The 22,096-nt window shown below is 73.2% G+C and carries 21 protein-coding genes; 12 read left to right on the forward strand and 9 right to left on the reverse strand.

Annotated features, from left to right (window positions below; genetic code table 11):
• Positions 1-186 precede the first annotated feature (186 nt).
• The gene (locus tag P3T37_RS09100; RefSeq protein WP_280722968.1) at positions 187-2,175 is read left to right on the forward strand and encodes a CocE/NonD family hydrolase; all 1,989 of its coding nucleotides are present in this window, start codon (positions 187-189) and stop codon (positions 2,173-2,175) included.
• 8 nt (positions 2,176-2,183) lie between these two features.
• Here P3T37_RS09100 and P3T37_RS09105 read toward each other — a convergent pair whose 3' ends face one another.
• Complete coding sequence (locus P3T37_RS09105; RefSeq protein ID WP_280722969.1) at positions 2,184-3,146, reverse strand: hypothetical protein; 963 nt, start codon at positions 3,144-3,146, stop codon at positions 2,184-2,186.
• Between the two features lie 159 nt (positions 3,147-3,305).
• Between P3T37_RS09105 and P3T37_RS09110 the strand changes: the two genes are divergently transcribed.
• Positions 3,306-4,424, forward strand: a complete 1,119-nt coding sequence (locus tag P3T37_RS09110) for an alpha/beta hydrolase-fold protein (protein ID WP_280722970.1) — start codon at positions 3,306-3,308, stop codon at positions 4,422-4,424.
• A 41-nt stretch (positions 4,425-4,465) separates the two neighbouring features.
• Positions 4,466-4,651, forward strand: a complete 186-nt coding sequence (locus tag P3T37_RS09115) for an antitoxin (protein WP_280722971.1) — start codon at positions 4,466-4,468, stop codon at positions 4,649-4,651.
• Positions 4,652-4,713: 62 nt separating this feature from the next.
• Here P3T37_RS09115 and P3T37_RS09120 read toward each other — a convergent pair whose 3' ends face one another.
• Both P3T37_RS09120 and moaA read right to left on the reverse strand, forming a co-directional pair.
• Positions 4,714-6,168 (reverse strand): alpha/beta hydrolase, encoded by a 1,455-nt coding sequence (locus tag P3T37_RS09120; RefSeq protein WP_280722972.1) that lies wholly within the window; start codon positions 6,166-6,168, stop codon positions 4,714-4,716.
• Positions 6,169-6,320: 152 nt separating this feature from the next.
• Positions 6,321-7,346, reverse strand: a complete 1,026-nt coding sequence (moaA, locus tag P3T37_RS09125) for a GTP 3',8-cyclase MoaA (protein ID WP_280722973.1) — start codon at positions 7,344-7,346, stop codon at positions 6,321-6,323.
• Between the two features lie 130 nt (positions 7,347-7,476).
• Between moaA and P3T37_RS09130 the strand changes: the two genes are divergently transcribed.
• The 5 genes from P3T37_RS09130 (at position 7,477) to P3T37_RS09150 (ending at position 12,461) form a co-directional block, all read left to right on the forward strand.
• The gene (locus tag P3T37_RS09130; RefSeq protein ID WP_280722974.1) at positions 7,477-8,088 is read left to right on the forward strand and encodes a nucleotidyltransferase family protein; all 612 of its coding nucleotides are present in this window, start codon (positions 7,477-7,479) and stop codon (positions 8,086-8,088) included.
• Positions 8,089-8,238: 150 nt separating this feature from the next.
• On the forward strand, positions 8,239-9,213 hold the full coding sequence (locus P3T37_RS09135) for a hypothetical protein (protein WP_280722975.1): 975 nt from the start codon (positions 8,239-8,241) through the stop codon (positions 9,211-9,213).
• 257 nt (positions 9,214-9,470) lie between these two features.
• Entirely contained in the window at positions 9,471-10,370 is a 900-nt protein-coding gene (locus P3T37_RS09140; RefSeq protein WP_280723146.1) for a hypothetical protein, read from the forward strand.
• Between the two features lie 108 nt (positions 10,371-10,478).
• Positions 10,479-11,300 (forward strand): (2Fe-2S)-binding protein, encoded by an 822-nt coding sequence (locus tag P3T37_RS09145; RefSeq protein ID WP_280722976.1) that lies wholly within the window; start codon positions 10,479-10,481, stop codon positions 11,298-11,300.
• 156 nt (positions 11,301-11,456) lie between these two features.
• Complete coding sequence (locus P3T37_RS09150) at positions 11,457-12,461, forward strand: DUF2637 domain-containing protein (protein ID WP_280722977.1); 1,005 nt, start codon at positions 11,457-11,459, stop codon at positions 12,459-12,461.
• 7 nt (positions 12,462-12,468) lie between these two features.
• Here the strand turns inward: P3T37_RS09150 and P3T37_RS09155 are convergent, their stop codons facing one another.
• The 3 genes from P3T37_RS09155 to P3T37_RS09165 all read right to left on the reverse strand — a co-directional run bounded on the left by P3T37_RS09155 (position 12,469) and on the right by P3T37_RS09165 (position 16,183).
• Positions 12,469-14,751, reverse strand: coding sequence for a SpoIIE family protein phosphatase (locus P3T37_RS09155; protein ID WP_280722978.1), 2,283 nt, complete (start codon positions 14,749-14,751; stop codon positions 12,469-12,471).
• Positions 14,752-14,934: 183 nt separating this feature from the next.
• Entirely contained in the window at positions 14,935-15,360 is a 426-nt protein-coding gene (locus tag P3T37_RS09160; RefSeq protein WP_280722979.1) for an ATP-binding protein, read from the reverse strand.
• Between the two features lie 127 nt (positions 15,361-15,487).
• Positions 15,488-16,183, reverse strand: coding sequence for a carbonic anhydrase (locus P3T37_RS09165; protein WP_280722980.1), 696 nt, complete (start codon positions 16,181-16,183; stop codon positions 15,488-15,490).
• A 195-nt stretch (positions 16,184-16,378) separates the two neighbouring features.
• Here P3T37_RS09165 and P3T37_RS09170 point away from each other — a divergent pair, with 195 nt between their 5' ends.
• From P3T37_RS09170 to P3T37_RS09180, 3 genes are read left to right on the forward strand one after another with little or no spacing between them, the layout of a single operon-like run.
• A complete protein-coding gene (locus tag P3T37_RS09170; protein WP_280722981.1) occupies positions 16,379-17,089 on the forward strand; it encodes an urease subunit gamma in 711 nt (236 codons plus the stop codon).
• Positions 17,086-18,810, forward strand: coding sequence for an urease subunit alpha (locus tag P3T37_RS09175; RefSeq protein WP_280722982.1), 1,725 nt, complete (start codon positions 17,086-17,088; stop codon positions 18,808-18,810). The genes P3T37_RS09170 and P3T37_RS09175 overlap by 4 nt, the downstream gene beginning before the upstream one ends.
• Before the next feature lie 40 nt (positions 18,811-18,850).
• Positions 18,851-19,897: an agmatine deiminase family protein gene (locus P3T37_RS09180; protein WP_280722983.1), complete on the forward strand. Its 1,047-nt coding sequence runs from the start codon at positions 18,851-18,853 to the stop codon at positions 19,895-19,897.
• A 253-nt stretch (positions 19,898-20,150) separates the two neighbouring features.
• On the opposite strand, the gene P3T37_RS09185 is transcribed toward P3T37_RS09180, so the two are convergent.
• The gene (locus tag P3T37_RS09185) at positions 20,151-21,014 is read right to left on the reverse strand and encodes a MerR family transcriptional regulator (protein WP_280722984.1); all 864 of its coding nucleotides are present in this window, start codon (positions 21,012-21,014) and stop codon (positions 20,151-20,153) included.
• A gap of 139 nt (positions 21,015-21,153) precedes the next feature.
• Positions 21,154-21,528, reverse strand: a complete 375-nt coding sequence (locus P3T37_RS09190) for a DUF4259 domain-containing protein (protein ID WP_280722985.1) — start codon at positions 21,526-21,528, stop codon at positions 21,154-21,156.
• A 120-nt stretch (positions 21,529-21,648) separates the two neighbouring features.
• Here P3T37_RS09190 and P3T37_RS09195 point away from each other — a divergent pair, with 120 nt between their 5' ends.
• On the forward strand, positions 21,649-21,810 hold the full coding sequence (locus P3T37_RS09195) for a hypothetical protein (protein WP_280722986.1): 162 nt from the start codon (positions 21,649-21,651) through the stop codon (positions 21,808-21,810).
• 29 nt (positions 21,811-21,839) lie between these two features.
• Here P3T37_RS09195 and P3T37_RS09200 read toward each other — a convergent pair whose 3' ends face one another.
• Positions 21,840-21,998, reverse strand: a complete 159-nt coding sequence (locus P3T37_RS09200; RefSeq protein ID WP_280722987.1) for a hypothetical protein — start codon at positions 21,996-21,998, stop codon at positions 21,840-21,842.
• Positions 21,999-22,096 lie beyond the last annotated feature (98 nt).

Raw genomic sequence — 22,096 nt, forward strand, 5'->3', positions numbered from 1 at the left:
GGACGGACGAACTTGATCATCCTTGCGCCTCACGACAGGCAACTGCAACCAGTATGCAGATACCTACTTGGCGCGGTCAGCCGACCCGGCCTTCGCCTCTCACGGTCCATCATGGAATCGGAGGAAATTTCCACTATTGTCCGGACCGCGGAATCCGCGCGCCCCGTCACCGCCCCGGAGGCCATCGTGCAGCAGCCGACCTCATTCCTTCCCTCGGCCTCCGGCCCGGGAAATCCCCAGCGCACCGCCCGCGAGGAGCTGCGGATCCCGCTGCCGGACGGCACCGAGCTGGCCGCGCGGATCTGGCGGCCCGTCACCGAGGCCCCGGTTCCGGTCCTGCTGGAGTACCTGGCGGACCGGCTGAGCGACGCGACCGCGCAGCGCGATGCCCAGCGCCACCCCTGGTACGCCGCACACGGCTACGCGAGCGTGCGGGTCGACGCCCGCGGCCACGGCAACTCGGGCGGGCTGCCCGGCGAGCAGTCCGGCGAACAGGAGCTCGCCGACGGCGCGGCGGTCGTGCGATGGCTGACCGCGCAGCCCTGGTGCAGCGGCGCGGCCGGCCTCTTCGGCCTCGGCCCCGGCGGCGCAGCCGCCCTGCGGATCGCCGCGCTGGCCCCCGCGCAGGTGCGGGCCGTGGTCGCGGTCTGCGCCGACGACGGCGGCGCTGCGCAGGGCGGCACATCGGCGGCTGCCGAGCTGCCTGCCCGCTCGGCAGCCCTGCTGGCCGCCGCCGCGAGCCCGCCGGACCCGAAGTACGTCGGCGACGACTGGCGGCGCGGCTGGCTGGAACGGCTGGCCGCCGTCGAGCCGGTGCTGCACCGCGCGCTGGCGCGGCAGAGCAGCGGCGAGGCCGCTGCCGTCGAGGACGACCACGCCGCGCTCCAGGCCGCCGTCCTGGCCGTCGGCGGCTGGGCCGACCCCGGCCGGGACACCGTGCTGCGGCTGGTCGAGCGGCTGAAGGCGCCGGTGCGCGGGGTGATCGGCCCCTGGCCGCGGCAGTACCCGGACGCCGGCCTGCCGCCCGGTCCGGCGATCGGCTTCCTCCAGGAGACGCTGCGCTGGTGGGACCAGTGGCTGAAGGGGATCGACACCGGGGTGCTGCGCGAGCCCGCGCTGCGCTCCTGGATGAACTGCTCGGTGCCGCCCGCCACCGGCTACGCCAACCGCCCCGGCCGCTGGATCGGCGAGGACTGCTGGCCCTCGGACGACGTCCGGGAGATCCACTACGACCTGGCGGACAGCCTGCGCACCGCCGGCACGCCGGCCGGCGAGCGCTTCGTGGAGGTCCGCTCGCCGCAGCACACCGGGATCGACGCCGGGCGGGTGCGCCCGCTCGGCCACCCCGCCGACCTGCCGCCCGACCAGCGCGAGGAGGACGGCCGCGCGGTCTGCTTCGACAGCGCGCCGCTGCCCGAGCGGCTGGAGCTGCTGGGCCGGCCCGCCGTCCGGCTGCGGCTGCGCAGCGACGCGGCGCGCGGCCGGCTGGCCGCCCGGCTCTGCGACGTCGCCCCCGACGGATCGTCGACGCTGGTCACCCGCGGGGTCCTGGACCTCGCCTTCCGCGGGGTAGCCGACCTGGAGGTCGAACTGTCCGCCATCGCGCACGCCTTCCCGCCCGGGCACCGGATCCGGCTGGCGCTCTCCTCGGCGTACTGGCCGTGGGTCTGGCCGCAGCCGGAGGCCGCCGGGTTCGGCGTGGACCCGGGGCACAGCGCCCTGACGCTGCCGGTGCGCCACCTGGCAGCCGACGTCGGCCGGGCCGCGATCACCTTCGAGGAGCCCGAGCAGGCCGCCGCACCCGCCGTGCACCGGGCCGCGCCGGACGGCACCCGGCCCGAGTGCCAGGTGGTCCGGGACGTCGCGGCCGGCGTCTGGCACCTGGAGGTCGACCCGGCCCCAGGCGGACCGGAGAGCCACCCCGACGGCCTGGTCCGCACCGAGCAGGCCTCGGAGACGTACCGGATCCAGCAGGACGACCCGCTCAGCGCCACGGCCCGGGCCGAGCGCACGATCCGCTTCCAGCGCCCCGACCAGGGCTGGGACGCCACCGTCCGGACCAGCAGCGAACTCTCCTGCGACGCCCACGAGTTCACCGCCGTCAGCCGGCTGACGGCCTGGGAGGGCGGCGCGGTACTGGTGGAGCGCGCCTGGGAGCACCGGATCCCGCGGTAGCGCCTCTGCTACGGCACCGGGAAGGAGCCCTCGGGGATGTCGGTGGTGCTCGCGTTGCCTCCCGCCACCGGCTGGAGGGTGAGCTTCCAGGTCGAGTAGGTGGAGTCGGTGGTGTTGAAGTTCAGGCCGTCGTCGAACTTGGTGAACGCGCAGCTCTGGGTGAAGCGCTTGCTGGCCGCGTCCCAGTCGAAGCCGCCGGCGAAGTAGACGTCGTACTGGCCGTCCCGGATGCCGGTGACCTTCGCCGTCTGCCCCTTCAGCACGTAGAACGAGTAGACGGCGTCGGTGCCGTGGGTGAGCGTGAGCACGGCGTCGGCGTCGCCGCCGTTCTCCACCGTCAACTCGCCGAGGCCGTCCCGCTCGCCCTCGCGGACGAAGCTGCCGTTGTCCAGCGCCCGGTGCTGCGGTGCACCGGTCGGCGGGACGGTGAGGGTGGCCGGGTAGCCGGCCGTGGAGAGCGTCGCCAGCGCCGCCGGGACGTCCTTGAGCCCCTGCGACTGGCCCGCCTCGGCGAGCGCGGAGGAGGTCGCGCAGACCTTGTTGTCGGTGATGTCGGTCTGCACCTGGCCCAGGTCGGTGGCCAGTTGGTCCAGGCCCACGTAGAGCTGGCGGTGCGCGTCGGCGACGGCGGCCGGCGCGTCGGCGTTCTGCAGTCCGGTGGCCGCGGCGGAGGCGGCGCTCTGCACGTCGGTCATCGCGCCGGCCAGCGCGTCCAGGCTGCCCGCGCCGGCGATCTCGGCCATCGCGGTGTTCACCGGGGCGATCAGCTGGACCAGCGTCGTCCCGTACGGCACGGCGGTCGGGCTCGGCGCCGCACTGCTCGCCGCCGCACCACTGGTACGGGCCGGCGGCGGATGGTAGCCGGGCAGCCCGGAGCTGCAACCGGAGAGCAGCAGCACGGCGCCCGCCAGGGCGGCTGCCGAGTGCCACGAGCTGCGACTGGAGTAGGACGAACCGCCGACATCGTGCAAGACAAGCCCCCCAGGCCGCTTCCGCGCTGAGGGGCCAGGGTCCCGCGGCCCACCGGCCCGGTCAACGGGGCGTGCGGGGAGCCTGTCGGAGCGTGCGGGGGGCGCACGGGGCTCGGGGCCGCCCGAAGTGGAGATGAGAATGTCCCTTAGGATCGGCCAATGCTCGCGCTGACCGGACTTCCGCTCCAGATCGTGGCCAGCCTGCTGGCCGTCGCCGCCTTCGTGGCCACCATGTGGCTCTGGCCCAGGCTCGGCTCCAAGTCCTGGAAGGCGCTGCTGGGCCGGATCGGCGCGTTCTTCGCCACCCAGTTCATGGTGATCGTCGCGATGGCGCTGATCGCCAACTCGTACTTCGGCTTCTACTCCACCTGGACCGACCTGCTCGGCACGGCCGGCGGCAACGGCACCGTGGTGGACCACAACCCGAGCAACGCCATCTCGGTCACCGGGACGCAGAAGGTCTACTCCTCGCAGGGCTCCGCCCAGGACCGCTCCGGCGTGATCCAGAACGTCGTGGTGGCCGGCGCGCACTCCGGACTGCGCAGCGACGCGTTCGTCTACCTCCCCCCGCAGTACTTCCAGCCCGAGTACGCCAAGCACCAGTTCCCGATGGCCCTGGTGCTCTCCGGCTACCCCGGCACCGCCGAGAAGCTGATCACGCTGATGCAGTGGCCGACCACCACGCTGAAGGCGATCGACGCCAAGGAACTCCAGCCCACCGTCCTGGTGATGATGCGTCCCTCGCCGATCGCCAACCGCGACACCGAGTGCATGGACGTCCCCGGCGGCCCGCAGGTGGAGACCTTCTTCACCGACGACCTGCCGAAGGCGATGTCCACCGGCTACCGGGTCGCCCCGCAGGCCTCGGCGCACGCCGCGATGGGTGACTCGACGGGCGGCTACTGCGCGCTGAAGTTCGCACTGCGCAAGCCGAACGCCTACGGCGCGGCGGTCGCGCTCTCCGCCGACTACGCGGTCTCCAACGACCCGACCACCGGAGACCTGTTCGGCGGCAGCGAGCAGCTCAAGCAGGAGAACGACCTGCTCTGGCGACTGCGCACGCAGCCCGCCGCGCCGGTCTCGCTGCTGCTGGCCACCAGCTACAACGAGGACAACTACAAGGCCACCCAGGACATGGTCGGCGCCTTCAAGGCACCGACGAAGCTCTCCACCATCACGCTGGACAGCGGCGGCCACAACTTCCACACCTGGAACCGCGAGATCCCGCCCGCGCTGGCCTGGCTCAACCGTCAACTGGTGGTACCCCAGAGCGCCTGAGATGGTGGAGGGGTCCGGTATCCGTAAGGAGGACCCAACCCATGTCCATGCTCGACAAGCTCAAGGGCCTGCTCAAGGGCCACGAGGACGAGGCCAGCAAGGGAATCGACAAGGCGGGTGACGCCTTCGACGCGAAGACCGGGGACAGGTACCAGGGCCAGACCGACACCATGCAGCAGAAGATGAAGGACCAGATGGGCAACCAGCCGCCCACCGACGGCCAGTAGCCGACGCACAGCCGAGGGGGCGGGCCGCAATCGCTGCGGCCCGCCCCCTCGACTGTGTTCCCTTAGTTACTCGCGCAGTGCGTCCCCGCCGCCGGCAGCGTGCCGTCCAGCAGGAAGGTGTCCACGTCGGCCTTGATGCAGCTGCTCTTGCCGTAGCCGGTGTGCCCGTCGCCGTCCCGGGTCAGCAGCGTCCCGTTCGCCAGGCCTGAGGCGAGCTTCTGCGCCCACGCATACGGCGTGGCGTCGTCCCCGGTGGAGCCGACCACCAGGATCGGCGCGCTGCCGGCCGCCTTGATCACGTGCGGCGGCACGGGCGAGTGGTAGGGCCAGCTGCGGCAGTCCGGGTCGAACAGGTCGTCCGTGGTGAAGTGCTTGGTCAGCAGCCCAGCCTTGTCGTGCTCCTGCTGCTGCGCCTGCTGGAGCTGCGCGTCGGTCGGCGCGACGGGCCCGCTGTCCGCGCACTCGATGGCCGCGTAGGCGTCGCCCTCGTTGCTGTAGTGGCCGTTGGCGTCCCGGCCGTTGTAGGAGTCCGCGAACCCCAGCAGGTAGTCCGCCTTGTGGCCGTTCATCGCCCAGTCGAGCCCGTCCCGCAGGTACTCCCAGGACTTGGCGTCGCCGTAGAGCATGGTCAGCGCGCCGGTCCAGCCCTGCGCGGCGGTCAGCTTGCGGCCGTCGGAGGCCGTCATCGGATTGACGTCCAGGCCGTCCAGGAAGTCCGCGGCCTTCTTCGCGGCGGTATCCGGGTCGGTGCCGAGCGGGCAGCGGGTCTGCTTGACGCAGTCGGCGGCGAAGCGCTCGAAGACGCCCTCGAAGCCGATCATCTGCTGAACGTCCAGGTCCAGCAGGTCCTGCGTCGGGTCCACCGCGCCGTCCAGCACCAGCCGTCCGGTGCGCTGCGGGAACTCCTCGGCGTAGAGGCTGCCGAGGTACGTGCCGTAGGAGAACCCCAGGTAGTTGAGCTTCGGATCGCCGAGCGCCCCGCGCAGCACGTCCATGTCGCGCGCCGCGTTCGCCGTGCCGACGAACGGGAGCAGCTTGCCGGACTTCGCCTGGCAGGCGTCCGCGAGCGTCTTGCCCTTGCTCTGCGCCGGGTGGTCCACGGTCTCCCAGGCGTCCCGGGCCTGATCGTCCAGGCAGTGCACGGCGGTGCTCTTGCCGACCCCGCGCGGGTCGAAGCCCACCAGGTCGTAGCGGTCGGTGAGCCCGCCGGTGAACTGCTTCCCGTTCTGGGTGATCTCCTCGATCCCCGACCCGCCCGGTCCGCCGGGATTGATCAGCAGCGAGCCGAGCCGCTGGTCCGGCTTGGCCGCCGGCTTGCGGGCCAGCGCGATGTCGACGGTGTCGGTGGCCGGGTTGGCGTAGTCGAGGGGCACGTGCAGCGTCCCGCACTGGAAGTCGGCCTCGTTGACGTTCTTCGTCGCGGGATCGTCCGGGCAGGGCGCCCACGCGATCTGCTGCGCGTAGAACGCCTTCAACGCCGGGTCGTCGGCCCCGGTCGGCTTCACCGTGGGACTCACGCTGGGCACCGCCACCGGGGTGGACACCGCCGCCGGCTTCGCCGCCCCACCCTGACACCCGGCGACCGCCGAAACTATGAGTACTACAGGCAGCATGTGACGCGTCAACCGCGCCATCGTGATCTTCACTGCCCTAGAACTATCATCAAATCTCACCCCCCGATGGCGGACATCGGGCGGTCGGGCTGGCGGAAGTCGGCGGAGTTGATGTCGTGGCCCGGGCCCTTGCGGGCGATGGTGTTGCGCCAGGCGCGCTCGATGGCGTCGTCGTCCGCGCCGCCGCGCAGCAGGGCGCGCAGGTCGGACTCCTCGGTGGCGAAGAGGCAGTTGCGCAGCTGGCCGTCGGCGGTCAGCCGGACCCGGTCGCAGCCGCCGCAGAACGGGCGGGTGACCGAGGCGATCACGCCGACCACGGTGTCCGTCCCGGCGATCCGCCACTCCTCCGCAGGTGGCGTGCCACGGCGCGCTGACCCGTCACCATCGGCGCCGTCCCGTTCGACGGGGAGCAGGTCCCAGCGGGTGGCGAGGATGGCGAGCAGCTCGTCCGCGGTGATCATCTTGGTCCGGTCCCAGGCGCCCTGGGCGTCCAGCGGCATGGACTCGATGAACCGCATCCGGTAGCCGTGCTCGGCGGCGAAGTCGACCAGGTCGAGGATCTCGTCGTCGTTGACGCCGCGGACCGGGACGGCGTTGATCTTGACCGGCGCGAGTCCGGCGGCCCGGGCGGCGGCGAGGCCCTCGAAGACGTCCTTGATCCGGTCACGGCGGGTGATCTCGACGTAGCGCTCGGGACGCAGCGTGTCGAGGCTGACGTTGACCCGGTTCAGGCCCGCCTCCTTGAGCGCGACGGCCGTGCGGGCCAGGCCGATGCCGTTGGTGGTCAGCGAGAGCTCGACGCCGAGCGCGGTGAGCCGGGCCACCAGCGCGGGCAGGCCGCGGCGCAGCAGCGGCTCGCCGCCGGTCAGCCGCAGCGAGGCGATGCCCAGCCGCCGGACGCCGATCCGGGCCAGCCGGACGATCTCGTCGTCGGTGAGCACCTCCGCCTTGGGAAGCCAGTTCAAACCCTCGGCGGGCATGCAGTACGTGCACCGCAGGTTGCAGCGGTCGGTCAGGGAGACCCGCAGATCGGTGTGGACCCGGCCGAAGCGGTCGACCAGCGGGGCAGGTGCGCTGTACATAACTGCCAGTAGAAGCCGATGCGCCGCGAAGATCCAGAGGCGGAAGCCCCGGGCTCCGCCCAAGCTCACCAGGGCAGCCTTGTGCATTCGTCCAAGCACATCGCCCGCTCCGGCGGGACAGAATGCTGCCGTGGCAGACCTCTCACCCCAGAGCCCCAGTGTCGCCGGACTGGTGCTGGCCGCCGGAGGCGGGCGCCGGCTGGGCGGCCGACCCAAGGCGCTGCTGACCTTCCGCGGCCGACCGCTGGTCGAACACGCGGTCGGCGTGCTGCGCGACGGAGGGTGCGGCCCGCTGCTCGTGGTGCTCGGCGCCGCCCGCGAACAGGTGCTCGCCTCGGCCGTCCTGGACGGCTGCACCACGGTCGCCAACCCGGACTGGGCCGAGGGGATGGGCGGTTCGCTGCGGGCCGGACTGGCCGCGCTGCCGGCCGACTGCTCGGCGGTGCTCGTCTCGCTGGTGGACACCCCCGGCGTCACCCCGGCCGCCGTCGCCCGGCTGCTGGCCGCCCACCGCGACGGCGCCGCGCTGGCCGCCGCGGCCTACGACGGCAAGCGCGGCCACCCGGTGCTGATCGGCGCCGAGCACTTCGCCGAGGCGGCCGCCGGTGCCCGCGGCGACGCGGGCGCGCGGGCCCTGCTGGCCGCCCACCGGGAGGGGCTGCGGTTGGTCGAGTGCGGCGACGTGGCGGTGCCCGACGATCTCGACACTCCGGCCGATCTGGCCCGCTGGACGGCGGGTTGACGGGCGGCCCGACATCGGCAAGGGAGTGTCCTCCAGGTGTCCAACCCCTGAGAAACCCCTGATCATTAGGCCAATCGGCGGCATCGGAGCCCCCGATCGGGGAGCATGGCACCTGACCCGCCCTCTCCTTCCGAACGGACGGTGCGCGCCTTGTCAGGACACCCGCTGCCCGACGACTTCACCGGCCGTGGGCCGTACGAATCCGAGCCCGGAGCGGACGCCGCCGGTCTGCGCCGGCCGATCCGCTGCCCCGCCTGCCGCCGCGAACACCTGTACGAGCCACCGGCGTTCCCCTGCCCCTGCGGCGCCTCGCTGAAGGTGCCGCTGCTGCGCGGCGGGGTGCCGGTCCAGATCCGGTTCCGGTCCTGGGAGGACTCCTGGCTGAACATGCGCTGCCCGCACTGCGGCCGGTCCGACCAGTGGCCGCAGCCGGAGTTCACCTGCAACTGCGGGGCGACGGTGCGGCTGCCCGTCGACCGCTCCCCGCGCGGCGGCGCTGCGGGACCGCAGGGGGCGCGCCCGCTCGGCGGGCGCCCGTACACCGATCCACTGCGCCCCGACCCGATCCACCCCGGCCCGCCGCAGCACGACCCCTCACACCACAACCAGCCGCACCACAACCAGCCGCACCACAACCAGCCGCACCACGACCCGCTGCACCACGACCCGTCCGCCCCGGGCCCGCTGCACCCGATGCCGCCCCGGCCCGTCCCGCAGGGCGGCCGCTGGCAGAACCGCCCGCCGTTCCGCCCGCAGCCGCTGCACACCTCGCAGGACGCGGTCCTCACCGCCGCCCGCTACCTGGAGTGGCTGGGCTTCGACGAGTTGGAGCTCTCCGAGGCCGAGGAGCGCGAGGCGGTGACCCTGCTCGGGGACCGGCTGGTCGCCCAGGTGGACACCTGGTCCGAGCCGGCCGACGTCCGGGTCGTCGAGTGCCTGTGGTTGCAGACCCTGCACGCCGAGGAGATGGCGGCGGCGATGTTCACCCTGGCCGGCTACTCCCACCAAGCCACCGTGCGCGGCGAGCAGTTGCTGGTGGCCCTCTTCACGCTGGACCAGGCCGGGCTGCCGCAGCCGGCCAACGGCGCCGCGGAGGCCCTGCTGGAAACCGGCTGGACTTCCTGACCCTCCTGACCCTCCTTCACCTCAGTTCACTCCAGCCCCCGGAAGGCGGAAATACGTCGCGCTCGTGATCTGGTGCACAAGCTCGCCCCCGTGTTGAATTGCGGCCACGGCAGCCATGGCCGTGGGACATCGCACACAAGGAGGTGGCGTTGTCGGAGCACGGAACGGCCCCGCTGAGCGGGGGGACACATGGCCGGCGGGGGAACGCCGACCGCGGCAGCGGCGGCCCGCCGGGCGTGCCGCCACACGGCGGGGGGCTGCATCCGGGTACCGACGGCCGGTTCGACGAGATCACCAGCGGGACGGTCTGGCGGCTGCGCTCGCGCGCCTGCTGGCAGGAGGCCGCCGAACTGCTCTTACCCGCCGCCGAACGGGACCCCCGAGCGGCCCTCTGCCGAGCCGAACTACTCATCGAGCAATGCCTGTTCACCGCCGACCACTGGGAGGACGCGGAAACCGCGCTACGGCTCGCCGAAGCCGGCGTGACCAGCACCGAGCAGCGCGCCGGGGCCTCCTGCGCCCGGGGCTTCCTGGCCTACCTGGGCAGCGTACTGGGACCGCGCGACCGGCTGGACGAGGCGCAGGCCGCGCTCGGCCGGACGTCCGCCCTGCTGCCGCCGGACGCGGCGGGCCGACCACTGCTGGACTTCCGACGCGGGCTGGTCGCGGAGAACCTGCTGCGCGACCAGACGGCCGCCTGGATCGCCTACCGCCGGTCCCACGACGGCGCGTTGGCGCGGGGGGACACCCTGCTCTCGTCCTACACCTGGCGCCATCTGGCCGCGCTGGCACTCGCCGGCGGGGACCGACTGCGGGCCCGCGAGGGCTTCGTCCACTCCCTGCGGCTGCGCGAGGAGTTGGGGTTCACGGTGGGCGTGGCACCGGCACTGGCCGCACTGGCCGAGGTGTCCGAGCCGGAGGAGGCCGCCCAGCTGCGGGCCGAGGCCGGCCGCCTGGTGCAGGCCCTGGGGGGCGTGCCGGTCTGGCTGGCCGGGCGGCTCGGTGAACCGGCCTGCCAGACCGCCGGCGCGCCCGGCGGTCCGCCCGGCGCACCGCGCGGCGCACCACCGAGCGCCCGCCCGGGAGTGCCGGTGGCACGCCGGCAGCCTCCCCCGGACGGCCGCGTCGGGCGGGACGATCGAGGTGCCGTCAGATAAGGTGAGGCTAACCTGATGGTGGGAGGACAGGCTCTGCCGCGCCCTCCCGCCGCCGGGATCCGCCGCACCGGACTCGCGCGAGCCCCGGTCGACCCGACGGGGCCTCCCATGACCGCGAGCAGCGTCGCGCCGCACCCGACCGCCGATCCCGCCGCACCCTGCGCCGCCGCCTACGCGCGGTTCGCCGCGGTCTTCCCCGCCCTGCGCGTCCACCTCGCCCCGCCGCGCAGCGGCAGCGGCTGGGTGCCGGTCGACCGGCTGCTCGCCGACCCCGCCGTCCGCACCCGGCTGCTCGCCGCCGAGGCCGACCGCGGCCTCGCCCGCCACGGCCGTCCGCTGCGCCCGGACGTCGCGGCCGGCTTCTGGCTGCACCACTACGCCTGGCCGGTCTGCCTGCTGTTCACGCTGCCCTGGTTCCTGGAGGACCGGGTGCCGCGACTCCCGGTGGAGCGGGTCTCGGTGCGCCGCACCGGACCGGTCGGCCTGGGCGAACTGACCGCCCGGCCCGACGGGTTCGCCTGCCTGCCCGGCGATCCGCTGGCCGGCCGGCCCGGCGCCCGGGTGGTCGCCGACCGCGCGGCGCTCGATCACGAACTGCGAACGGCGGTCGCCGAGCACCTGGGGCCGGTCCTGGACGCGTTCCGCCCCGCGCTGCGCCGCGGCCCGCGCACCCTCTGGGGCCTGGCCACCGACGAGTTGGTCGAGGGACTCTGGTACGCGGGCGGCCTGCTGGGCGAGGAGCGGCGGGCGGTGCGGGCGCTGGCCGGGCTGCTCCCGGGCGGCACCGCGCCGTTCACCGGCGGCGCCGACTTCCACCCGCCGCAGCCGCCGACCGCCCGGACCAGGGTGAGCTGCTGCCTCCACTACACCGTACGGCCCGCCGAGACCTGCTTCGGCTGTCCGCGCTCCCGTACCTGCGGTGCGCGGTGAGACCATAGCATCATCAGCCTGACGTAGCGTCAGAAACCACCCTACTCGCTGTATTTGACGCCAAAGCAGTCATCCCGGCGCCCCGGATCGGCCATGATGAACGCCCATGGTGGCCACCGTCATCACGACTGCAGGAGAGCGAGGCTGGTTCAGGACATGAGACTGTCGGACATACCACTGGGCTGGGCCGTCGCGGGCGTCGTCGCGCTCATTCTGACCGCCATCCTGGTGACCTTCCTGCGCACAAGGGGCGCGGCCGCCGCCCACGGCGCGGACACCTGGGAGCGCACCGAGGAGCGCCGACGCCGCAAGGAGTCGCTGTACGGCGCGGCCTCCTACACGCTGCTGTTCTGCTGCGCGGCCGTCGCGGCCGCCCTCTCCTTCCACGGCCTGGTCGGTTTCGGAGTGCAGAACCTCAGCCTCTCCGGCGGCTGGGAGTACCTGGTCCCGTTCGGGCTCGACGGCGCGGCGATGTTCTGCTCGGTGCTGGCCGTCCGGGAGGCCAGCCACGGGGACGCGGCGCTCGGCTCGCGCCTGCTGGTCTGGGTCTTCGCCGGCGCCTCCGCCTGGTTCAACTGGGTGCACGCGCCCCGGGGGTTCGGGCACGCCGGCTCCCCGCAGTTCTTCGCCGGGATGTCCCTCTCGGCCGCCGTGCTCTTCGACCGGGCGCTCAAGCAGACCCGCCGGGCAGCGCTGCGCGAACAGGGCCTGGTCGCCCGCCCGTTGCCGCAGATCCGGATCGTCCGCTGGCTGCGCGCGCCGTTCGAGACGTACGCGGCCTGGTCGCTGATGCTGCTCGAAGGCGTCCGCAGCCTGGACGAGGCGGTCGAGGAGGTCCGCGACACCAAGCGCGAGGCGCTGGTCACCCGCGAGCGCCAGCGGCTGGCCAGTCGGCGCGAACGGGCCGAGATCCGGGCGATCAACCGCCAGCACAGCGGCTGGGGCCGGGCCCGCGGCGCCACCGCCGCCCGCCAGTTGGAGTCGGGCGGCGCGGAGCCTGCGATAGCCGACGACGAGTCCGCACCGCCGCCCGGCCTGCCGGCCAGACCCGCGACGCGGACGATCGACCTGACCGCCGACGACGACACCATGACCATGACCCTGCCCCGGCTCGACTCGCTGGAGCAGAAGCTCAAGGACCTGGAGAAGCAGTTCGGCTGACCCGGACCTACTGGTCCTCGGCCCCGCCCGCCGTCAGCTCGAACCACATCCGCTTGCCCGAACCGCGCGGCTCGACGCCCCAGGCGTCGGCCAGCGCCTCGACCAGCATCAGCCCGCGCCCCGAGGAGGCCTGCTCACCCGGGGTGCGGCGCTGCGGCCAGAGGTCCGACTCGTCCTCCACCTCGATCCGCAGCCGGGGCTCCCGGCCGTCCTCGCGGTAGAGCCGGGCGGTGAACATCGCGTCCCGGTCGGTGTGCCGGATCGCGTTGGTGACCAGCTCCGAGGCGAGCAGCTCGGCGGTGTCGATCAGCTCCGCGACGCCCCAGCGGCGCAGCGCGTCCCGCAGCTCGCCGCGCAGCTCGGAGACCCGGGCCAGGTCGGCCTGCCCGATCCGGCGCCGCAGCTGCTGGGCGGCCAGGCCGCCCTCCGGGCCGTCCCAGCGGAGCAGCAGCAGCGCGATGTCGTCCTCGCGCTCGGAGGAGTCCGCCGCCTGCGAGGCGATCTTGTCCGCCAGATCCTCCAGCGGGTCCTGGCCGCCGTCGCCGCCCGGCGCGGACTCGCCCGCGACGGCTTCGCAGAGTCTGGCCATGCCGGTGTCCAGGTCCATCGTCCGGGACTCCACCAGGCCGTCCGTGCAGAGCACCACGGTCTCGCCCGGGTCGAGGCTGAAGCGGGTGACCTGGTACTCCTGGTCCGGCGAGACGCCCAGCGGCAGGCCGCCGACCACCGACTGCACGGCGCTGCTGCCGTCGCCCCGGCGCACCACCGGGTCCAGGTGGCCGGCCCGGACGGCGTAGACCACGCCGTAGTCGACGTTCACCTCGGCGTAGGTGCAGGTGGCGAAGTGGTCGGTGTCGAGGTCGGCCAGGAAGCGTGAGGCGCGGGCCATCACGGCGGCCGGCGGGTGTCCCTCGGCGGCGTAGGCGCGCAGCGCGATCCGCAGCTGGCCCATAATCCCGGCCGCGTGGACGTCGTGGCCCTGGACGTCGCCGATCACCAGCCCGACGTGCCCGCCGGGCAGCGGGACGACGTCGTACCAGTCGCCGCCGATCTGCAGCCCGGAGCCGGCCGGCAGGTAGCGAACCGCGGTGGTCACCCCGGGCACCGCCGGGACGGTCCGCGGCAGCATCACGCGCTGCAGGCCGGCCGCCAGCTCGTGCTCGGCGTCGTGCAGCCGGGCCCGGGCCAGCGACTGGGCGACCAGGCCGCCCAGTGTGGTGAGCAGCGTGCGTTCGTCGGCGTCCAGCGTGCGCTCGTCGTCGAAGCTGACCACGCAGACGCCGGAGGCCCGGCCGCTGGCGACCAGCGGCAGGAAGACCCAGGCGCCGCGGCCGGTGCTCTCCGCGCGCGGCCACGCCAGCGGGTAGCGCTCCTCGTACTCGGCCCGGCTGGCCAGGAAGACCGGGACCCGGTTGCGGACCGCCTCGGCGGCCGGGTGGTGCGGGTTCATCGGAGTGCGGTCGTAGCCGACCATGTCCGACTCGCGGTAGCCGCTGGCGCCCAGGAGCTTCAGCCGACCGGTCTCCAGCGAGGCCAGCACCAGGCCGTCCGGCGGCAGGCCCGGCAGCGGCAGCTCGGTGAAGACCCGGGCCACGTCACGCACCGTGACGGCCTCGGAGAGCGCGCGGGCGGCCTCCTTGATGAAGCGCGAGCGCTCCTCGCGCAGGGCGGCCTGCCGGCCGGCGTCCGCGCGTTTGTGCAGCTCGGCGGTGGCGTCCCAGACGAAGCCGACCATCCGGGACGGGCGACCGAAGGCGTCGGCCAGCACCCGGCCGCGGAACCGCACCGCGTGCAGCCCGCCGCCGGGCGTCACCGTGCGGTAGTACGCGCCGCACTGGCCCAGCTCGGCCACCGCGCGCTCGATCCGGCGGCGCACCACCGGGGCGTCCTCGGGGTGCAGCAGGGCCAGGAAGCCGGCCGAGGTGCGGTCGAAGCCGCTGCCGTCGAAGCCGCCGCCGGCCAGGCCGAGGATCGTGCAGGCCCGCTGGTCGCCCTCGACCACGTCGCGGCGGATGTCCCAGTCGAACGAGCCGATGCCGTTGGCGGCCATCGCGGGTTCGAGCCAGTCCGGCGTGGACTCGCCGGTCCGGGTGGGCAGGCCGGGGTTCGGCGGGACGGGCGTCGCGGTGGCGGCGACCCGGCCCATCGGCACGCCGGGCCCGCGCCGCCCGGCCCGGCGGCCGCCCTGTGTGGGCGGCGCGGGTGGGACGGTCGATGTGGCCGTGGTCGACGTGGCCGCGGTCGACGTGGTCGACGCGATGGGCCCCTGCGGCTCGGGCTCAGTCGCCATGGCTCTCCTGCCGGTCCCGTTCATTCGGTGGGTGTGCTACCTCGGACGGCCCTCGATCGGGAGGCGCCAGGTCCGGACACACATTCTCACTATCCTGTCGAATGTTCGGCAAAGCGGCAATGCCGCCGAGTCACCGCGTCAGCGCGTCACCGCCGGACACTCCTGGTCACGGGCCCCCGGGGCTCAGGCCGCGGTGAGCTCGAACCAGGTGATCTTGCCGTCCCCCCGCAGCGAGACGCCCCAGTCGTCCGCGAGTGCCTCGACCAGCACCAGGCCCCGCCCCGAGGTCGCGGTGTCCGCGGCCCGACGCGGACGGGGCAGCTGCACGCTGTCGTCGCGGACCTCCACCCGCAGCCGCCCGCCGACGTCGAGCAGCACCTCGATCCTGGCGCCGTACGGCGTGTACAGCAGCGCGTTGGTGACCAGCTCGGACACCAGCAGCTCGGCGGTGTCGGCGAGTTCGGGAACCCCCCACCGGACGAGCGCGGCTCGCAGCCGGTGGCGCAGCGCCCCGATCGCGCCGAGCTCGCTCGACGCCAGCGCGGCGTGCAGCCGGTGCTCCTCGCGAATCCTGGACGACCCTGACAGGTACCGTGGTTGACTGTCCATCAGATCAGACCCCCGCCCTCGACCGGTCCGCCGCCCGGACTCCCCCCGCAGCGCGCCGACCGCTGCCTCTATGGTCGGTCCCGGTCATCGAACATCGCAACAGTGCCGTGTCCTTCCGCAGAGGTGGTCAGTCGGCGAAGCCGACCGCCCCGGTGTCGAGCGAGTAGTACGCGCCCTGCACCAGCAGCCGCCCCTGCGCGACCAGCGGCGCCAGCAGCCGGTCGGCCCGCAGCCGGGCCGCCACCTGCCGGGTCTGCTCGCGGACCACCGCCTCCACCAGCTCCTGCGGGGCCGCCTCGTACGCGACCGCCTCGTACGGCGCCCGCAGATCCTCGGCCACGTCCGCGAGGTGCCCCGGCAGCGGCTCGCCGGTTCGGAACGCCTGGACGGCGGCGGTGACGGCGCCGCAGCGCTGGTGGCCGAGCACCACCAGCAGCGGGGTGGCCAGCTCGGCGGGGCCGTACTCCAGGCTGCCGGCGACCAGCCGGTCCAGCGTGTGCGCGGCGGTGCGGACCACCAGCAGGTCGCCGAGCCCCTGGTCGAAGACCAGCTCGGGCGGGACCCGCGAGTCGATGCAGGAGAAGACCACGGCGAACGGCGCCTGCCCGCCGGCCAGATCCTGGCGGCGCGGCAGCGAGGCATCCGGATGCCGGACCCGGTTGCCCACCCAGTTCCCGTTGCCGTCGCGCAGCCGGCGCAGCGCCTCCCCCGCGCTGCCGGGCCGTCCCGCCTCGGCGACCCGGGGCGCCGGCACATCGCCGCGGCGGGCTGCGGGCAGCACCCCCAGCGCCCCGGCACCCAGCACCGCACGCCGACTCACCATCGCGCTCTCCTCACCACTCACCTGGGCAAACGAGTGACACTCGCACCGGTCACCCCAACGCGCAGAACTCCGCAACCCGGGCAAGGCTGGACACCGCGAGCCGATCCAGGTTCAATGGCCAGCAGATGTTTGAACGCCGTTCTAACTTCCTTCCGACTTCCCTCCCCCACCCGTGGCGACCGCGAGCGAGGCACCGTGCGACTCACCCCCACCGAACGGGACCGGCTGCTGATCTTCACAGCCGCCGAGCTGGCCCGCGCCCGCCGCGCCCGGGGCGTCCGGCTGAACGTCCCCGAGGCCACCGCGCTGATCGCGGACACCGTCTGCGAGGCCGCCCGTGACGGCCGCCGACTGGCCGAGGCGATCGAGGCCGGCCGCAGCGTGCTGAGCGCCGACGACGTGCTGCCCGGCGTGCCCGACGTGGTCACCGTCATCCAGGTCGAGGCCGTGTTCGACGACGGCACCCGGCTCGCCGTGGTCAACGACCCCTTCCGCGGCGCCGGTTCACTCGGCGACGGCGGTCCGGGTGCGGCCCTGCCCGGCACCGGCGCGGGCTACGACCCGACCGAGGAGACCGTGGTCCTCTCCGTCCACAACACCTCGGCGGTGCCGATCTCGGTCACCTCGCACTTCCACTTCTTCGAGTCCAACCCCCGGCTCGCCTTCGACCGCGCGGCCGCCTACGGCACCCGCCTCGCCGTCCCGGCCGGTTCGTCCGTCCGCTTCGACCCCGGCGCGGTGGTCGAGGTCGGACTCGTCCCGATCGGCGGCGCCCGCGTCGCGATCGGCTTCGCCGGCCTGGTGGACGGCCCGCTGGACGCGCCCGGCGCCCGGGAGGCGGCCCTGGAGAAGGCCCGCGCGACCGGCTACCTGACCAGCTTCGACAACCCGGAGGTCGCGGAATGACCGCCATCGGCCCGCACGACTACATCTCCGTCCACGGCCCGCGGGCCGGCGACCGGGTGCGGCTCGGCGACTCCGGCCTGATCGTCCGCGTCGAGTCCGACTCCCAGGCGCCCGGCGACGAGTTCCTGGCCGGCTTCGGCAAGACCGCCCGCGACGGCATGGCGCTCAAGGCCGCCGCCGTGCGCGACACCTGCGACGTGGTGATCAGCAACGTGCTGGTGATCGACGCGATCCAGGGCATCCGGAAGACCTCGATCGGCCTGATCGACGGCCGGATCGCCTCGATCGGGCGGGCCGGCAACCCGGACACCCTGGACGGCGTGGACGTGGTGGTCGGCACCGGCACCACGATCGTCTCCGGCGAGGGCCTGATCGCCACCGCGGGCTCGATCGACACCCACGTCCACCTGCTCTCGCCGCGGATCATGGAGGCCTCGCTCGCCTCCGGCGTCACCACCATCATCGGCCAGGAGTTCGGCCCGGTCTGGGGTGTCGGCGTCAACTCGCCCTGGGCGCTGCGGCACGCGTTCAACGCCTTCGACGCCTGGCCGGTCAACATCGGCTTCCTGGGCCGCGGTTCGTCCTCCGACCCCGGCCCGCTGGTGGAGGCACTGGCCGAGGGCGGCGCCTCCGGCTTCAAGGTGCACGAGGACATGGGCGCGCACACCCGGGCTCTCGACACCGCACTGCGGGTCGCCGAGGAGTACGACGTCCAAGTCGCCCTGCACACCGACGGGTTGAACGAGTGCCTCTCCGTCGAGGACACCCTCTCCGTCCTGGAGGGCCGCACCATCCACGCCTTCCACATCGAGGGCTGCGGCGGCGGACACGTCCCCAACGTGCTCAAGATGGCCGGCGTCGCCAACGTCATCGGCTCCTCCACCAACCCCACCCTGCCGTTCGGCCGCGACGCGCTCGCCGAGGCCTCCGGCATGATCGTGTCGGCGCACGACCTCAAGCTCGACCTGCCCGGCGACGCGGCGATGGCCCGCGACCGGATCCGGGCCGGCACGATGGGCGCCGAGGGCGTCCTGCACGACCTCGGCATGATCGGCATCACCTCCTCCGACGCCCAGGGCATGGGCCGGGCCGGCGAGACCGTCCGCCGCACCTTCGCGATGGCCGGCAAGATGAAGGCCGAACTCGGCCCGCTGGACGGCACCGGCTCCTACGGCACCACCGAGAGCGGCGACGACAACGAGCGCGTGCTGCGCTACATCGCCAAGCTCACCATCAACCCGGCCATCGCGCACGGGCTTTCGCACGAGGTCGGCTCGATCGAGGTCGGCAAACTCGCCGACATCGTGCTCTGGCGACCCGACCACTTCGGTGCCAAGCCGCAGTTGGTGCTCAAGGCCGGCTTCCCGGCCTACGGAGTCGTCGGCGACCCGAACGCCTCCACCGACCGGTGCGAACCCCTGGTCCTGGGACCGCAGTTCGGCGCCCACGGCGCCACCGCCGCCGACCTGTCGGTGGCGTTCGTCTCGCAGGCCGCCGCCGGCGCCTCGTACCTGGACCAGGCCGGCGACCAACTCCCCACCCGGCGACGGCGGGTGGGCGTACGCGGCACCCGCGGCATCGGCCCGCGCGACATGGTGCGCAACGCCCGCACCGGCGACGTGAAGGTGGAGGCGGCCACCGGACTGGTCTCCCTGGACGGCACGCCGATCCGCTCGGAGCCCGCCGAGAGCGTCTCGCTCAGCCGCCTGTACTTCCTCTGACCCGCCTCTCCCTCCCCCCAGACCTGAGGACTTCCACCCCATGACCACCCCCGCCACCCCCGCCTCGCTCGGCTACTCGATGCCCGCCGAATGGCACCCGCACGAGCGCACCTGGATGGCCTTCCCCACCGACAACCAGACCTTCGACAGCCCCGAGCACCTGCACGCCGCGCGGCTCGCCTGGGCGAAGGTGGCCAACACGATCGTCCGCTACGAGCCGGTCACGATGATCGTCAACATCGGCGAGTCCGACGCGGTGCGCGGTTACGTCTCGGCGGAGATCGAGCTCGTCGAACGCCCGCTGGACGACGCCTGGATGCGCGACATCGGCCCCACCTTCCTCACCGACCCCGACGGACAACTCGCCGCCGCCGACTGGGTGTTCAACGGCTGGGGCGCGCAGTCCTGGGCCAGCTGGGAGAACGACCAGCACATCGCCGAGGCGATCACCGGCCTGACCGGCGTGCAGCGCTTCGCCTCCCGCCTGATCAACGAGGGCGGCGGCATCCACGTCGACGGCGAGGGCACCGTACTGCTCACCGAGACCGTCCAGTTGGGCGAGGGCCGCAACTCCGACTGGACGAAGGAGCAGGTCGAGGCCGAACTCCACGCCCACCTCGGCACCACCAAGGCGATCTGGCTCCCGCGCGGACTGACCCGCGACTACGACGAGTTCGGCACCCGCGGCCACATCGACATCGTCGCCTCCTTCGTCCGCCCCGGCGTCGTCCTGGCCCACGTCCAGCCCGACCCCTCCCACCCCGACCACGCCGTCTGCCAGGAACTGGTCGCCATCCTGCGTGCCTCCACCGACGCTGCCGGCCGCCGCCTCCAGGTCATCGAGGTCCCCGCCCCCACCGTCCTGCACGACGAGGACGGCGAACCGGTCGACTACTCCTACATCAACCACTACGTCGCCAACGGCGCCGTCATCCTCTGCGCCTTCGACGACCCGCGCGACGAGGAAGCCGCCGCCATCCTCGCCGAGGCCTTCCCCGACCGCACCGTCGAACTCGTCGACGCCCGCGAGATCTTCGCCAACGGGGGCGGCATCCACTGCATCACCCAGCAGCAGCCGAAGGCCTGATCCGCTGAAGGTCGAACCGGGCGGCGGGCGCGTACCGGGCACTGCCCGCCGCCCACTCGGCCAGCGCCACCCGGAAGTGCTGCGGTGATGTCCCCAGGTTCCCCGCTGACCTGGTCACTCTCCAGTGCGACCGCCGCCGTGACACTCTGCCGAAACGTCGGACCGGCCGACTTCCCAGATCCGGACAACAAGCTCTGCCGGTTCCGCGTCGTCGCCGCCGTCGCGGCGGGTTGAGCCGCGACGGCGAGGAGGATCAAGACGCGACGGCCTCCAGCGGCACCTGGATCTCGGTCACCCAGGAGTCCTGCGGGCCGCAGGACTCCAGGTAGAGCTCCCGCCCCAAGGCGGCGGCCCGGAGCCCGGAGGACTCGATCCAACGTGCGAGGGTCTGGACGGTGGGCAGCACCGCGCCCATGGAACCCCGGTGGACGATGGTCGCCGCCTGTTCGACGGCGGGCAGGTCGATGATCGCGAAGTTCTGCGCGGAGCTGGTGTCGGCCGCGCTCGGATCGACGGACACCGACGCGCCCGCGTGGAGCGTGATCGTGTTCGAGCCCGAGTCCTCGCCGTCACCGTCCCCGACAGGTTCGTACCAGGCGAGGTCCGGGCCGGTTACGGCGACGCCGGCCGCCTCCAGTTGGGCGTGCAGCTGCTGGTAGAGCGGCTGGATGACCGGCCCGATGTGTCGGGGGTCGAAGCTCTCGGCGGTGGCCGAGAGCACGGCCACCCGGATAGCGGGCAGGGACTTGAGTACGACCTCGTCGGTGGGCATGGCGCCCTCACTTTCGATGATGCGGAGCCTTCGCTCGACCCGTGCCAGCCGATCCGCGGTCTGCGCGGCGACGTCGGCCAACTCGGCCCGCCGCAGCCGCAGCATGCCGCGCAGCTGCTCGGTGTCGATCTTCGCGTCCAGTACCTCGCCCACTTGCTGCAGGCTGAGGCCGAGGTCCTTGAGCGCGATGATCCGGTTGAGCCGCGACAACTGGGCCGCGTCGTAGTAGCGGTAGCCACTGGACGGGTCCACCTGGGCAGGCGGCAGCAGACCGAGTGCGTCGTAGTGACGCAACATTCGGACCGAAACCTGGCCGTAGGCGGCGAAGTCTCCGATGGTGAACATGACTCCTCCAGTACAAGGTCTCCCACAGTGTGAGGGTCAAATGCCCGAGGGGTCAGGTCGGGTTGGGGACCCGGGCCCTGCTTGGCGGGGAAGCGGCCAGGGTGCGGGCGAGGAGGGGGGATGTGCTCGGGAAGTTCGATCACCGGTGCCGGGCGCGGGCCAGGGTGGTGAGTTGGTCGAAGGTGCGGACCAGGATCTCGCGGCGGGCGGTTCGGTGCTCGGGCTTGGGGTCGAGTTCGTCGATGCTGCGTTCCCAGATCGGCAGGTAGCTCGCCTTCCAGCCTTCGATCACGTCCGCTTTCGGGAGCTCGGCGCCGACGTAGCCCTGCTGGTTGAGGAGGTACAGCAGCTCCAGGTTGCACGGCACCGCGACTCCCCAGTACTCGTCGGCCTCGATGCGGACGGGGTCGCCGGCCATCGCCTCCGCGACCTCGGCGATCAGCCGGTCGGTGACGATCGACAGGTGGTCCGCGGCCGTGTCGTCGTCGAAGTTGCCGCTGCCCCAGGTGCCCATGGTGGTGTTCCCTCCGCTGTCCCGTGCTGTGCGCGCCACGGTAGGGGGTGCTGCTGACAGGGCCGCCTGAGTGGCCGAACCCGGCGGGCGGGGGGCGGTCCGCCGGGTTGTGATGGGGGTATGGCACAGCACTGGCTGATCAGGTGGACGGACGAGTTGATGCGCCTCACCCAGGACCTGACGCAGGAGCAGGCGGCCGACTTCGTGCGGCGCGTCTATGCGGCGGGGCACGAGGCCGGGATCGCCGAGGCGGCTGCGGAGGCGCGCCGGGAGCGGGAGTAGGAGCGGGAGTAGGAGGGCAGCGAGCGGGGCTACTCGGCGGGCGGCGGGCGGCGGGCAGCGGGCAGCGTGCCGACCGCGCCGACGGCGGCGCGCAGGGCGGGCGTGGTCTCGGCGACCCACTCGAAGGCTTCCGGGATCCTGAGCTCGCGCTGCCGGGCCCGGACCGCGGCCACGTCGGCGGCGGTCACCAGTCCCGTCCAGCCGGGGGGTGGGACGGGCGTAGAACGGCCGACCCGCGCCCTCCCGGACGAAGAGCGCCGGCGGGCCGAATTCCTCGGCCTGGGCG

Origin of the sequence: Kitasatospora sp. MAA4 (assembly GCF_029893355.1) — a bacterium.
Classification (GTDB): Bacteria; Actinomycetota; Actinomycetes; order Streptomycetales; family Streptomycetaceae; genus Kitasatospora.

Coding starts and splice junctions, on each gene's coding strand:
- P3T37_RS09110 (WP_280722970.1), top strand. CDS start 3,306: ATGCTCGCGCTGACCGGACTTCCGCTCCAGATCGTGGCCAGCCTGCTG.
- P3T37_RS09115 (WP_280722971.1), top strand. CDS start 4,466: ATGTCCATGCTCGACAAGCTCAAGGGCCTGCTCAAGGGCCACGAGGAC.
- moaA (WP_280722973.1), bottom strand. CDS start 7,346: ATGTACAGCGCACCTGCCCCGCTGGTCGACCGCTTCGGCCGGGTCCAC.
- P3T37_RS09145 (WP_280722976.1), top strand. CDS start 10,479: ATGACCGCGAGCAGCGTCGCGCCGCACCCGACCGCCGATCCCGCCGCA.
- P3T37_RS09150 (WP_280722977.1), top strand. CDS start 11,457: ATGAGACTGTCGGACATACCACTGGGCTGGGCCGTCGCGGGCGTCGTC.
- P3T37_RS09155 (WP_280722978.1), bottom strand. CDS start 14,751: ATGGCGACTGAGCCCGAGCCGCAGGGGCCCATCGCGTCGACCACGTCG.
- P3T37_RS09160 (WP_280722979.1), bottom strand. CDS start 15,360: ATGGACAGTCAACCACGGTACCTGTCAGGGTCGTCCAGGATTCGCGAG.
- P3T37_RS09165 (WP_280722980.1), bottom strand. CDS start 16,183: ATGGTGAGTCGGCGTGCGGTGCTGGGTGCCGGGGCGCTGGGGGTGCTG.
- P3T37_RS09175 (WP_280722982.1), top strand. CDS start 17,086: ATGACCGCCATCGGCCCGCACGACTACATCTCCGTCCACGGCCCGCGG.
- P3T37_RS09180 (WP_280722983.1), top strand. CDS start 18,851: ATGACCACCCCCGCCACCCCCGCCTCGCTCGGCTACTCGATGCCCGCC.
- P3T37_RS09185 (WP_280722984.1), bottom strand. CDS start 21,014: ATGTTCACCATCGGAGACTTCGCCGCCTACGGCCAGGTTTCGGTCCGA.
- P3T37_RS09190 (WP_280722985.1), bottom strand. CDS start 21,528: ATGGGCACCTGGGGCAGCGGCAACTTCGACGACGACACGGCCGCGGAC.
- P3T37_RS09195 (WP_280722986.1), top strand. CDS start 21,649: ATGGCACAGCACTGGCTGATCAGGTGGACGGACGAGTTGATGCGCCTC.